The sequence below is a fragment of the Actinotalea ferrariae genome, from assembly GCF_019733465.1.
Lineage (GTDB): Bacteria > Actinomycetota > Actinomycetes > Actinomycetales > Cellulomonadaceae > Actinotalea > Actinotalea ferrariae_A.
The window spans coordinates 1-12,819 of sequence record NZ_JACVQL010000235.1; the positions used below are offsets into that span (position 1 = coordinate 1).

Genomic DNA, 12,819 nt, shown 5'->3' on the forward strand with positions numbered 1-12,819 from the left:
GCCCAGCGCCGCGCGTCCGTGGCTGAGGTGCGGGCCGAGCACCTCACGGAGACGCGCGCGCTCGCGGTCGGCGCCGCGGCCGACGACCGGCGCCGGATCGAGCGCGACCTGCACGACGGCGCCCAGCAGCGGCTCGTCGCGCTGGGGGTCGAGCTCGGTGTCGCGCGTCGCACGGCCGCGACGGACCCTGTCGCGGCAGCCGCCGCGCTCGACCACGCGCACCGCGAGGTCAAGGAGACGCTCGCGGAGCTCCGTGACCTGGTGCGTGGCATCCACCCGGCCGTGCTGACGGACCGCGGCCTCGACGCCGCGCTCTCGGCCCTCGCGGCGCGGTGCCCGGTCTCCGTCGCGCTCGACGTCCCCGCGCCCGACGCGCTCGCCGGCGCCGGCCCCGCGGCGGAGGCCGCCGCCTACTTCGTGACCGCCGAGGCCCTCACCAACGTGGCGCGGCACTCCGGCGCCCAGCAGGCACGGGTGCGGGCCGAGCTCGTCGGTGACCGGCTGCGGCTCACGGTCAGCGACGACGGGCGCGGCGGGGCGCGGGCCCTGCCGGGCAGCGGGCTCGAGGGTCTGCGCGCCCGCGTCGAGGCGCTCGACGGGACGTTCCGTCTCGACAGCCCGCCCGGCGCGGGGACCAGGGTGACCGTGGAGGTGCCGTGCGCGTCGTGATCGCCGAGGACTCCGTCCTCCTGCTCGACGGGCTGACCCGGCTCCTCGCCGCCGAGGGGCACCAGGTCACCGGGCACCGGACCGCCGACGAGCTCGTCGCGGCGCTGAGCCGCACGACCGACCTCCCCGGGCTGGTCGTGACCGACGTCCGGATGCCGCCGTCGCACACCGACGAGGGGCTGCGCGCGGTCGTGCACCTGCGCAGCCTGCACCCGAGGCTGCCGGTGCTCGTCCTGTCCCAGTACGTCGAGCAGCGGTACGCGTCCGAGCTGTTCGCCGGCGACGTGCGCGGCCTGGGCTACGTGCTCAAGGACCGCGTGGCCGACGTCGACGAGTTCCTCCTTGCGCTCGACCGGGTGGCGTCCGGAGGCACCGTCATCGACCCCGAGGTGGTCGCCCAGCTCGTGGCGCGCACCCGCAACCACGGCCTCGCGGGCCTTACGGGCCGCGAGCGGGACGTGCTCGGCCTCATGGCCGAGGGCCGCTCGAACGCCGCCATCGCGGAGCGGCTCGTCGTCGGCCTCGGCGCCGTCGAGAAGCACGTCACCTCGATCCTCACGAAGCTCGACCTCGCGCCCGACGGCGACGACCACCGCCGGGTCCTGGCCGTGCTCCGCTGGCTCGAGCACGCGCCCGCCCGGGGAGGCCGGGCATGAGCGCCCGGCCCGGCCCTGGCGCGACGGCGCTGCGCTGGACCGGCGGCGTGCTCGGCGCCGTGGCGCTCGTGGCGGGCGGCCTCCGGACGGCGGACCACCTGGCCCGGAACGACACCACGACGACGCACTCGTACGCCGCGGCCGGGTCCGTGGAGCTCGTCACCGACGGCGACGTCACCGTCACCACCGGCGGCACGGCGGTCGAGGTGGTGGCTCGCGCCCGCACCGGGCTGACCGCCGCGACGTACGCAGTGGACGAGGTGGACGAGGGTGAGGGCCGCCTGGAGATCCACCACGAGTGCACGGGCGTCCTCGACGATACGTGCACCGCGTCCCTCGAGGTGCGGGTCCCGGAGGGGGCGCGCGTGACCGTCCGCTCCGCCGCGGGCGACGTGTCGGTCGCCGACGTCGTCGGCGACGTGACGGTGAGCACGAACACCGGTGCCGTCACGGTCACGGAGGTCGGCGGGAGCGTCACCGCGGCGACGGGGGCGGGCGACGTCGAGGTCAGCCGCGTGGGCGGCTCGGCCGAGGTGACGACGTCGGTCGGCGCGGTGACCGTCCGCGACGTGCACGGCGACGCCGTCGTCGACGGGGGTGCCGGCGACCTGGACGTCGGCGGCGTGCTCGGGGACGTGCGCGCGACGACGAGCAACGGGCGGGTCGTCGTGCGCTCGAGCGGGGGGCCGGTGGCGCTGGACATCGCGAGCGCGAAGGGCCGCTCGACGGTCGACGCGCCGACGGACCCGGGCGCGTCGCGCTCGGTCTACATCCGCTCGGGCAACGGCGACGTGTCCTACGTGGAGTAGCGGGTCAGGAACCGCGACATCGGCTGCGACTGTCGAAAATCGCCGGCCTGCTCCGACAGAGTGGCAGGGTCGCGCCCGTCGACCCGGACCGGAGGACCCCGATGAAGTACCTCGTCCTGATCCACGCCAACCCCGCGGTCGGCGAGCTGTTCGCCCGGATGTCGGACGCCGAGCGTCAGGCGGCGTACCAGACCTACTGGGACGTCGTGTCCGAGCTGGAGACCTCGGGTGAGCTCGTCGACTCGAAGGCTCTGGACACCGCCGAGCAGCGACTCGTCCGGCGCGGGCCGGACGGCCCGGTGCTCACGGACGCGCCGCTGCCCGAGCTCACCGAGGTGGTCAGCGGCTACTACCTGGTCGACGTGGCCGACGAGTCGCGCGCCGCGGAGATCGCCGCGCGGTTCCCGGAGGCCGCGGTGGACGGCGGCGTGCGGATCGCGCGCGTGTGGACCGAGGCCGACTTCGCCGACACCGGCGCGAGCCGGGAGGCGTGACGGAGCCGGCCCGGTCCAAGCCGGGCGGACGGCCGCACGGACTGCTCGTCGCGGCCGTCCGCTCGGCGTCGCCGCGCGCCCTCGCGAACCTGGTCCGGCGGATCGGCGACTTCGCCGACGCCGAGGACGCCCTGCAGGAGGCGCTGGTCGCCGCGGCGACGCAGTGGCCACGGGACGGGATCCCGGCCGAGCCGGCCGGGTGGCTGACCACCGTGGCCCTGCGCCGCTGGTCGGACGCGGTCCGGGCCGGCGCTGCCCGTCGGGAGCGCGAGCGGCGCGCCGCGCTCCTCGAAGCCGCGCCGCCCGGGCGGCCGCCGGACGACGGGGCGGACGGCGACGCGGACGACACGCTGTCGCTGTACCTGCTGTGCTGCCACCCGGCGCTGCGGCGCAGCGCGCAGCTGGCCCTGACCCTCCGGGTCATGGGCGGCCTCACGACCCGGGAGATCGCCCGCGCCCTGCTGGTGCCCGAGGCGACCGTCGCGCAGCGCATCTCCCGCGCCAAGGCGACGCTCCGAAGCCTGGGTCGGGCGGAGCAGTTCCCGCATCCCGACGCGGCCGACCTGCCCCAGCGCGTCGCCGTCGTCCTGGAGGTGCTCGGCGTCGTCCACACCGAGGCGCACAGCCCCACGGGCGGCGACGCGATCACGCGACCGTTGCTCGCCGTGGAGGCGCTGCGGCTCGCGCGCGAGCTGCTCGCGCGGACACCGGACCACGCGCCGTGGCGGGGTGAGGTGATGGGCTGGTCGCGCTCATCCTGCTGACCGAGGCCAGGGCCCCGGCCCGCACCGCCGCCGACGGCGTGCCGGTCCCGCTCGCCGAGCAGGACCGGTCGCTCTGGCGCGCCGACCTGATCGCCGAGGGCGTCGCGCTGATCACCGACGCCCTGGCCCGGCACCCGATCGGACCGTTCCAGCTGCGCGCGGCGATCGCCGCGGTGCACGACGAGGCACCCGAGTGGGCTCGGACCGACTGGCGTCAGCTGCTGGGCCTGTACGACCTGCTGCGCGTGGTCGACCCCGGACCGGTGGTCGAGCTGGCCAGGCTCGTCGTGCTCGGCGAGCTCGCCGGGCCGTCGGCCGCCCTCGCCGCGCTCGACGACGGCGTGGCCGCCGACGCCGCCCCGGCGCGCCGAGCGGCGGTGCGGGCCCACCTGCTCGCGCGCGCCGGCGACGATGCCGCAGCGCGCGCTACCGCCGCGCACGCCGCGGAGCTGGCCACGAATGACGTCGAGCGCCGCTGGTGGGCGGCTCGGGCGTCGAAGAACTGACGGGGCGGCCGCCGGGGAGGGCGCCCGTGGTCTACGCAAGGATGCGTTTCGATGCCGCGTTCTACGCAAGCGCCTTGCGTGCGGGCGTATAGTCGCCCGCATGTCGAGACGACTTGCCGAGGTGGCCGCCAAGGTCGGGGTCAGCGAGGCGACGGTGAGCCGTGTGCTCAACGGGAAGCCGGGTGTCTCGCAGGCGACGCGCGACGCGGTCCTCACCGCGCTCGACGTGCTCGGGTACGAGCGCCCGACCAAGCTGCGCGGTGAGCGTGGGCGCCTGGTCGGTCTCGTGCTGCCCGAGCTCGTCAACCCCATCTTCCCCGCGTTCGCCGAGGTCATCGGAGGGGCGCTGGCTCAGCAGGGGTTCACGCCCGTGCTGTGCACGCGAACGGCGGGGGGTGTGACGGAGGCCGAGTACATCGACCTGCTGCTCGGGCAGCACGTCTCCGGCGTGATCTTCGCGGGCGGCTTCTACGCCGAGCGCCAGGCGGACCACGCCCACTTCCACCGCCTCGAGCAGCTCGGCCTCCCCGTCGTGCTCATCAATGCGTCCATCGAGGACCTCGACTTCCCGCGGGTCTCGTGCGACGACCACGTCGCGATGCACCAGGCCCTCGGGCACGTGTACTCGCTCGGCCACGAGCGGGTGGGCCTGCTGCTGGGGCCGCCCGACCACGTGCCGTCCGAGCGCAAGCTGGTCGCCGCGAGGAGCTTCGCCGCACGTGACGGCCGGTCGCTCGACGACGCGCTCGTGGTGCACAGCCAGTACTCGCTCGAGAGCGGCCAGGCGGCGGCGAACCGGCTGGTGGAGGCCGGCGCGACGGCGATCGTGTGCGCGAGCGACCCGCTCGCGCTCGGCGCGATCCGTGCCGTGCGGCGTGCGGGTCTCGACGTCCCGGGTGACGTGTCCGTCGTCGGGTACGACGACTCGAACCTCATGAACTCGACCGACCCCGCGCTGACCACCGTGCGCCAGCCGATCGAGCCGATGGGCCGCGCGGCGGTCGACCTGCTCGCGAGGATGATCGCGGGTGCCGCCGTCTCGCACGACGAGCTGCTCTTCGAGCCGGAGCTCGTGGTCCGAGGGTCGACCGCGGCCGCCCGCGCGCGACGGGCTCGGCGCGCCTCGTAGGCGATCCCCGCCCGCCGACCACAACGCGTCCGTCGCTCGACCGGATCGGACGCGACGCCCCGCCGTGCGTAGATGCGGCTGCACGCGTGCGCCTCGACGATTCTCCATCGCGTCTTGATAACAAGAGTGTCAGGTTCTTGCGCTAAATCTGTCGGGTAGTTACGGTCGTGCCGACGACGTGGTCACGCCTCGGCGGACGACGACGGTCCCGGCCCCGGGAGACCCACGGGCGGCGGACACAGGACCCGTGCCATGCGCGGAACCGACACGAGGAAGAGGATCCGGTGGGCGACGACCTCCCCGAGGACGGCTGGTGGCGCAGCGCGGTGATCTACCAGGTCTACGTCCGCAGCTTCGCGGACGGGAACGGCGACGGCACGGGTGACCTCACGGGTGTCCGCAGCCGGCTGCCGTACCTGCGCGACCTCGGCGTCGACGCGATCTGGTTCACCCCCTGGTACGTCTCGCCGCTCGCCGACGGCGGCTACGACGTCGCGGACTACCGCGCCATCGACCCGCGGTTCGGCACCCTGCTCGAGGCCGAGCAGCTCATCGCGGAGGCGCGGGCCCTCGGCATCCGCACGATCGTCGACGTCGTGCCCAACCACGTCTCGGCGGAGCACGAGTGGTTCCGGGCCGCGCTGGCCGCTGGGCCCGGCTCGCCGGAGCGCGCGCGGTTCTGGTTCCATCCCGGCAAGGGCGACGACGGCGCACGCATCCCCACGCGCTGGGTCTCGGAGTTCCAGGGCTCGACGTGGACCCGCACGACCGACCCCGACGGCACGCCCGGCGAGTGGTACCTGCACGTGTTCTCCCCGGAGCAGCCCGACCTCAACTGGAACCACACCGACGTGCGGCGCGAGCACGAGGACGTCCTGCGGTTCTGGTTCGACCGCGGGGCCGCGGGCATCCGCATCGACTCGGCCGCGCAGCTCGTCAAGGACCCGGCGCTGCCCGACGTCGTCCCGGCCGACCCGGGGCCCGGCGAGCACCCGCACGTCGACCGTGACGAGCTCCACGACATCTACCGCGCCTGGCGCTCTGTCGCGGAGTCCTACGCGGAGCCGCGCGTCCTGATCGGGGAGGTGTGGCTCGCGGACCGGGCGCGCTTCGCGCGGTACCTGCGCCCGGACGAGATGCACACGGCGTTCAACTTCGACTTCATGGCTCGCCCGTGGGACGCGAAGGCGCTCCGCGAGTCGGTCCAGACGACGCTCGACGCGCACGCCCCCGTCTCGGCGCCGCCGACCTGGGTGCTGTCCAACCACGACGTCACCCGACCGGTGACGCGCTACGGCCGCGAGGACACCTCGTTCGCCTTCCTCAGCAAGCGCTTCGGGACGCCGACGGACCTCGAGCGCGGCCGGCGCCGGGCCCGCGCCGCTGCGCTGCTCACCGCCGCGCTGCCCGGCTCGCTCTACGTGTACCAGGGCGACGAGCTCGGCCTGCCCGAGGTCGAGGACCTCCCGCACGACGCGATCCAGGACCCGATGCACTTCCGCTCGAACGGGCTCGACCCGGGCCGCGACGGGTGCCGGGTGCCGCTCCCGTGGACCCGCGGCGGGACGACGTTCGGCTTCGGTCCCGACGGTGGTGCCCCCGCCTGGCTGCCCCAGCCCGCCGGGTGGGGCGAGGTGTCCGTCGAGGCGCAGCAGCACGACGACGCCTCGATGCTCTCCCTCTACCGCCGCGTGCTCGCCACCCGCCGGGCCGAGCGCGCGCTGCACGGCGACACGTTCCGCTGGCTCGACACCCTCGACGGTGCCGTGCTCGGCGACGACGTGCTGGCCTTCTCCCGAGGCGACGTCGCCTGCGTCGTGAACCTCGGCACCGAGGACGCGCCGCTGCCCGACGGCGCGCGGATCCTCCTCGCCAGCGAGCCGGGCGTGCCCGACGCGCCTCGCCGCCTCCCGACCGACACCTCCGTCTGGCTGCGCCTGTGAGGACGAGCCACACCTCGATCCGCACCCCAGCGGACCGGTAGCAAGCAACCCAGCACCCACGTACCACCGGAGACAGGAGTGACGATGAAGTCCACACGTCAGGTGACCGCCCTGACCCTCGCGGGGGCGCTCGCGATCGGAACGCTCGCGGCGTGCTCGACCGACGGCTCGGACGACGGCGACAGCGGCTCGGACGGCGACGGGAAGGTCACCCTCAGGGTGGTCTCCCTGCTGCCCGGATCCACCGAGGAGGCGATCGCGGCGTTCGAGGCGCAGGTCGAGGAGTTCGAGGCGGCCAACACCGACATCGACGTCGTGCCGGAGGAGTACGAGTGGAAGGCGACGACGTTCGCCGCCCAGCTCGCCGGCGGCACGCTCCCCGACGTCTTCGAGATCCCGTTCACCGACGCCCAGGGTCTCGTCGAGAACGGTCAGCTCGCCAACATGCAGGAGCAGCTCGACTCCCTGCCGTACGCCGACCGGTTCAACCCGACGATCCTCGAGGCGGGCACGGGGGAGGACGGCGACGTGTACGCCATCCCTGCCAAGAACGCGTACCCCGTCGCGCTGCACTACAACCGGGCGCTGTTCGAGGCGGCCGGCCTCGACCCGGACCAGCCCCCGACGACGTGGGAGGAGGTGCGTGAGTACGCGAAGAGGATCGCGGACGCCAACCCCGGGGTCGCCGGCTACGCCACGATGACTCAGAACAACACGGGCGGCTGGCAGCTCACCGCCCAGACGGTCTCCCGCGGCGGCCGGACCGTCGAGGTCGATCCCGACCAGGGGGCGACCGCGACCCTCGACAACGACGGCACGAAGGAGACCCTCGAGTTCCTCCGGGCGCTCCGCTGGGAGGACAGCTCCATGGGGAGCAACTTCCTCCTCGACTGGGGCAGCATCAACCAGGAGTTCGCGGCGGGACAGATCGGCATGTACACGTCCGGCTCCGACATCTACACCTCGCTGGTGCAGACCAACGCGATCGACCCGGCGACGTACGGGCTCGCGCCCATCCCGCTGAGCGACTCGGCCGACGCAGCGACCCTCACCGGCGGCACGCTCGCGGGTGTCCCCGCGAACGTGAGCGAGGAGGTCAAGGACGCCGCGATCAGGTGGATCGACTTCTTCTACCTGAACAAGCTCGTCGACGAGGAGCGCGCCGTGGCGGACGCCGAGACGCTCGTCGCCAACGACCAGCCGGTCGGGACGCCTGTGCTGCCACTCTTCTCCCAGGAGCAGTACGAGGAGAACCAGGAGTGGATCAAGGACTACATCAACGTCCCGCTCGACCAGATGACGGCGTTCACGGACGCCATGTTCGCCCTGCCGCTCGCGGGCGAGCCGTCGCAGAAGACGCAGGAGATCTACGCGCTGCTCGACCCCCTCGTGCAGGCGGTCCTCACCGACGAGGACGCCGACATCGACTCGCTCCTCGAGGACGCGGACGCGCAGGCCCAGAGCCTGCTCGACCAGGGCTGACGAGACCCGGTCCGGACGGCGGCGCCCCCTCCGCCGTCCGGGCCGTACCCACCACCCCACCGAAGGACACGCCGTGACCGCCACCACCGCACCGCCACCACGGCCGGACGCCGCACCGGGCGCACGTCGCGACGCCGCACCGGGCGCGCGTCGCCGCAGCCCCGCGACGTGGGTCCGGGGTGGCGGGCTGAGCAACCTCACCTTTCTGCTGCCGCTGCTCGTGATCTTCGGGGTCTTCTCGTGGTTCCCCATCGTCCGCGCGGTGGTCATGAGCTTCCAGGAGACGAACCTGGTGACCGAGCCGACCTTCGTCGGCCTCGACAACTTCCGCCAGGTGCTCGCCGACCCGATCCTGTGGCGGGCCGTGCGGAACACGGCGTACTTCGCCTTCCTCGCGCTGCTGTTCGGCTACCCGATCCCGCTCGTCGTGGCAGTGCTCATGCGCGAGGTGCGGCGCGCCAAGGGCCTGTACTCGGCGCTCGCGTACCTCCCGGTCGTCGTGCCGCCGGTCGTCGCCGTGCTGCTGTGGAAGTTCTTCTTCAAGGGCAGCCCGACAGGCGTGTTCAACACGATCCTCGGCTGGGCGGACCTCGGCCCGTTCCCGTGGCTCCAGGACGCGTCGTGGGCCATGCCGTCCCTCGTGCTCGCCGCCACGTGGGCCGGCGCGGGCGGCACGATCATCATCTACCTCGCGGCGCTGACGAGCGTGCCGCCCGAGCTGTACGACGCCGCGGAGGTCGACGGCGCAGGCCTGTGGCGCAAGATCTGGCACGTCACGCTCCCGCAGCTGCGCGGCGTCCTGTTCATCACCCTGATCCTCCAGGTGATCGGCACCGCGCAGGTTTTCCTCGAGCCCTACCTCTTCACCGGCGGCGGGCCCAACAACGCGACCGTGACCGTGCTGCTGCTCATCTACCGCTACGCGTTCCAGAACAGCCTCGGCGGCGACTACGGCGCCGCGACGGCGCTGTCGCTCATGCTCGCGGCCTTCCTCGCCGTCTTCTCGCTCGTCTACTTCCGGCTCACCCGGTCCTGGAGCACGACATGACCCTCTCGCCCACCGACAACCCGAGCGAGGTCGTCGTCGTCGCCGATGCCGCCGCCGCGGGGGTAGGCCCCGGGCCCGGCGAACCCTCCCGGCCTGCCGGCGGAGCGGTGCCCGCGGGCGCGTCCGAGCGCGCGCGCCCTCGTGCCCGACGTCGCGCCGCACGCGACGACAGCGAGGACCGCGCGGCGCTGTCCGGCGCGGACTGGGCGCGCCCGTCGATCCGGTGGGGGATGGGGACGACGCACGTGCTGCTGCTCGGCACCCTCGTCGTCGTGGGCCTCGGGCCCGTGGTCCTGCTCGCGAAGTACGCGGTGACCCCGACGCAGGACATCCTGCGCACGCCGATGGCGGTCTTCCCGCACGGGATCGCGTGGGACAACCTCGACCGGGCATGGAACGACGTCCAGATCAGCCGGTACTTCCTCAACACGATCTGGCTCGCGCTCGGCTCGTGGCTCGCGCAGATCGTCGTCGCGGCGACCGGCGGGTACGCCCTGTCGGTGCTGCGCCCGGCGTATGGCAAGGCCGTGCAGGCGCTCGTGCTGTCCACGATGTTCGTCCCGGCAGTCGTGCTTCTCGTGCCGCTCTACCTGACGATCCTCGACCCGCCCCTGCTCGGGCGGTCCCTCGTCAACAGCTTCTGGGCCGTCTGGCTGCCCGCGGGTGCGAGCGCGTTCAACGTGGTCCTGGTGCAGCGGTTCTTCGACAGCCTGCCGCGCGAGGTGTTCGAGGCCGCCCGGGTCGACGGAGCCGGGCCGTACCGGCTCTTCTGGTCGATCGTGCTGCCGATGTCGAAGCCGATCCTCGGCGTCGTGTCGGTGTTCGCGGTCATCGCGGCCTGGAAGGACTTCCTCTGGCCGCTGCTCGTGCTCAAGGACCCCACCATCCAGCCGCTGTCCGTCCGGCTGCCGTCCATCGATGCGAGCACCGACCTCGGCGTCTTCCTCGCGGCGCTCGCGATCTCGACCGTCATCCCGGTGGCGCTGTTCCTCGTGTTCCAGCGGCTCTTCCTCCAGGGCGCGGGCCTCGGCGGAGCGGTCAAGGGCTGAGGGCGCGAGGTCGTCGGGCCGGTCGAGCTCCCGGAGGCGCTCAGGGCGCTGTCCCTGCGACCCGCCGCGGCGGCGGACTCCTTGGGCGTCAGCCGGCGCCGACGAAGGTGACGATCGCCTCGTGGAAGCCCGCGTCGTGCAGCACGGCCCCGTGGTCGCCGTCGACGAGCCGCAACGTCGCGTCGGGCAGGGCCGCAGCGAGGACCTCAGGCCGGGCGGCGAGCGGGTCGTCGCGGCCGGCGAGCACGAGCGTCGGGACGGTGATCTCGGCGAGCGGCAGCGTCCCGTGGTGCCGGGCGGACGCCTGGGCGGCGAGCGCGGTGCGGTCGGCGCCCGTCTCGTCGGCGAGGCCGCGGAAGCCGGCGGCGCCCGGGTGGGTGATCGTCGACGGGTCGTCCGTCAGCAGCGCGTGCCGCAGCGCCTCCGGGTCGAGCACGCGCGTGTCGACACCGCCGAGCTCGACGGCCGCGGCACCGATGCCGCCGACGACGAGCCGCCGGACCCGGGGCTCGCGCGCGGCCGTGAACAGGGAGACCAGGGCGCCCATCGAGTAGCCGACGAGGTCCACGGCGGGTGCGCCGAGCGCCTCGACGAGCGCGACGACGTCGTCGGCCATGCGGGGCTCGCCGTAGCGCGCGGGGTCGTGCGGCTTGTCCGAGGCGCCGTGGCCGCGCGCGTCGAGCGCGACCACGCGGCGCCCGGCGGCGACCAGGGCGTCGACGAGCCCCGTCCGCACCCAGTCCTGCTCGGCGCTCGCACCGAAGCCGTGGTGCAGGACGACGGGTGTGCCGTCGGCCGTGCCCCAGGTCCGGTAGGCGATCCGTAGGCCGTCGTCGGAACGGAAGCTCGTCACAGCCCGAGACCGTACCGGCCCGCCGCGCCACGCTCCCGATGCCGATGAAGCGGCCATGGCGACCCCGGGTCAGGTCGCGACGGTGCGCGGGGCCACCATCGCCAGCAGCTGGAGCTTCTCGTGGCTCTCCGTGCCCGGCACGGCGGTGTAGACGAGCAGGAGGTGCGACTGCTGGGGGTCGAGCAGCGTCTGGCAGTGCAGCTCGAGGTCGCCGACCTCCGGGTGGACGAACCGCTTGACGTGGTCGACCCGGACGCCCACCTCGTGCGCCTCCCACAGGGCACGGAGCTCCTCGCTGCGCGCAAGGGCGTCGTCGGCGAGGCGGGCTGCGCGCGAGCCCGGCCCGCGGAGCGTGACGACCCTGCGCAGGCTGGAGGCGTACACGCGTGACAGGTGCGCGTGGTCGTCCGGGTGGTACAGCCGGCGGCTCGCCGGGTCGGTGAACCAGCGGTAGCCGATGCTGCGTGACGGTCCCGTCCAGGCCGTCGCGTCGCCCGTGAGCGCCACGCCCAAGGGCGTCTGGCGCAGCGTCTCGCCGAGCTCGGTGACGACCTCGGCGGCGGTGTCGCCGAGCCGGTCCAGGATGCGCAGCAGGCCTGGGCTGAGGTGCTCGCTCAGCGCCCCGCGCGGCGGCGGCTGGTGACCGGCGAGCCGGAAGAGGTGGTCCCGCTCGTCGAGCGTGAGGTGCAGACCCTGCGCGATGGCGGCGAGCATCTGCTCCGACGGCCGTGGCCCGCGCTCGCGCTCGAGCCGGGCGTAGTAGTCGGTCGACATGGTGCACAGCGCCGCGACCTCCTCGCGCCGCAGCCCCGCGGTCCGGCGACGGCGCCCGCGCGGGAGCCCGACGTCCTCGGGCTGCAGCGCCTCCCGCCTGGTGCGGAGGAACTCCGCGAGCCCTGCCCTGTCGATCATCCGTTGCCCACCCGTCCTGCTCGTGCGTCCGGTGCCCCTTCCTATCTCGGCGCGGGCACGCGGAGCCACGGCCTGCTGATCCCCCTCTCCGGTGGCGCCGGAGGGGCGGATCGGCGGGCCCTGGTTACGGCCGGCGCACCCGCTCAGGCTGGCGGTACGTCACGACCGACCGATGAGGAGAAGACCCATGAGCCAGCACCCGGCCCTCGACCACCGACGGCTCCAGCACGCCCGCGCCACCGAACCCGCGTCACCCGGTCCAGGCCGCCGGCACCAGAGCGCCAGCACGACGGCGCGCCGGACGCTCGGGATGCCCGACCTCGCACCGGAGTCGCCCGCGCGGGCCGCCGCCCGTCGCACCCTCGAGCGGGTCGGCGGCCCGGTCGGGCTGGGCGTCGCCGCAGCCCCGGTCGTCGCCTTCGTCGCCGCGGATGCCGCCGCCGGCCTGGGTCCGGCTGTCGTCGCGCTGGGCGTCGCCGCCGTCGCGGGCGCCGCGGTCCGGATC

At 74.1% G+C, this 12,819-nt stretch carries 14 protein-coding genes; 12 read left to right on the forward strand and 2 right to left on the reverse strand.

Annotated elements, in window-relative coordinates; all coding sequences use genetic code 11:
- The 11 genes from ICW40_RS16525 to ICW40_RS16570 form a co-directional block, all read left to right on the forward strand.
- On the forward strand, positions 1-669 hold a 669-nt coding region (locus ICW40_RS16525; RefSeq protein ID WP_260459347.1), incomplete at its 5' end, for a sensor histidine kinase.
- Complete coding sequence (locus tag ICW40_RS16530) at positions 657-1,325, forward strand: response regulator transcription factor (protein ID WP_221655109.1); 669 nt, start codon at positions 657-659, stop codon at positions 1,323-1,325. The genes ICW40_RS16525 and ICW40_RS16530, both read left to right, overlap by 13 nt.
- Entirely contained in the window at positions 1,322-2,134 is an 813-nt protein-coding gene (locus ICW40_RS16535; protein ID WP_221655110.1) for a hypothetical protein, read from the forward strand. The genes ICW40_RS16530 and ICW40_RS16535 overlap by 4 nt, the downstream gene beginning before the upstream one ends.
- 101 nt (positions 2,135-2,235) lie before the next feature.
- Positions 2,236-2,628: a YciI family protein gene (locus ICW40_RS16540; RefSeq protein ID WP_221655111.1), complete on the forward strand. Its 393-nt coding sequence runs from the start codon at positions 2,236-2,238 to the stop codon at positions 2,626-2,628.
- Complete coding sequence (locus tag ICW40_RS21170; protein WP_308121871.1) at positions 2,625-3,392, forward strand: sigma factor-like helix-turn-helix DNA-binding protein; 768 nt, start codon at positions 2,625-2,627, stop codon at positions 3,390-3,392. Before ICW40_RS16540 ends, ICW40_RS21170 begins: the two co-directional genes overlap by 4 nt.
- Complete coding sequence (locus ICW40_RS21175) at positions 3,389-3,898, forward strand: DUF6596 domain-containing protein (RefSeq protein ID WP_308121872.1); 510 nt, start codon at positions 3,389-3,391, stop codon at positions 3,896-3,898. The genes ICW40_RS21170 and ICW40_RS21175 overlap by 4 nt, the downstream gene beginning before the upstream one ends.
- A gap of 100 nt (positions 3,899-3,998) precedes the next feature.
- Positions 3,999-5,027 carry a LacI family DNA-binding transcriptional regulator gene (locus ICW40_RS16550; RefSeq protein ID WP_221655112.1) on the forward strand — a complete coding sequence of 343 codons (1,029 nt, stop codon included), beginning with the start codon at positions 3,999-4,001 and terminating at the stop codon, positions 5,025-5,027.
- Positions 5,028-5,311: 284 nt separating this feature from the next.
- Positions 5,312-6,970 (forward strand): glycoside hydrolase family 13 protein, encoded by a 1,659-nt coding sequence (locus ICW40_RS16555; RefSeq protein WP_221655113.1) that lies wholly within the window; start codon positions 5,312-5,314, stop codon positions 6,968-6,970.
- Between the two features lie 84 nt (positions 6,971-7,054).
- Positions 7,055-8,452, forward strand: coding sequence for an extracellular solute-binding protein (locus ICW40_RS16560; RefSeq protein ID WP_221655114.1), 1,398 nt, complete (start codon positions 7,055-7,057; stop codon positions 8,450-8,452).
- Positions 8,453-8,525: 73 nt separating this feature from the next.
- Complete coding sequence (locus tag ICW40_RS16565; RefSeq protein WP_221655115.1) at positions 8,526-9,500, forward strand: carbohydrate ABC transporter permease; 975 nt, start codon at positions 8,526-8,528, stop codon at positions 9,498-9,500.
- A complete protein-coding gene (locus ICW40_RS16570) occupies positions 9,497-10,549 on the forward strand; it encodes a carbohydrate ABC transporter permease (RefSeq protein ID WP_221655116.1) in 1,053 nt (350 codons plus the stop codon). Before ICW40_RS16565 ends, ICW40_RS16570 begins: the two co-directional genes overlap by 4 nt.
- Before the next feature lie 88 nt (positions 10,550-10,637).
- Here ICW40_RS16570 and ICW40_RS16575 read toward each other — a convergent pair whose 3' ends face one another.
- Positions 10,638-11,402 carry an alpha/beta fold hydrolase gene (locus ICW40_RS16575; RefSeq protein ID WP_221655117.1) on the reverse strand — a complete coding sequence of 255 codons (765 nt, stop codon included), beginning with the start codon at positions 11,400-11,402 and terminating at the stop codon, positions 10,638-10,640.
- Positions 11,403-11,471: 69 nt separating this feature from the next.
- Positions 11,472-12,314 carry a helix-turn-helix transcriptional regulator gene (locus ICW40_RS16580; RefSeq protein WP_221655118.1) on the reverse strand — a complete coding sequence of 281 codons (843 nt, stop codon included), beginning with the start codon at positions 12,312-12,314 and terminating at the stop codon, positions 11,472-11,474.
- Positions 12,315-12,501: 187 nt separating this feature from the next.
- Here ICW40_RS16580 and ICW40_RS16585 point away from each other — a divergent pair.
- The coding region (locus tag ICW40_RS16585) for a hypothetical protein (RefSeq protein WP_221655119.1) at positions 12,502-12,819 on the forward strand (318 nt) is incomplete at its 3' end.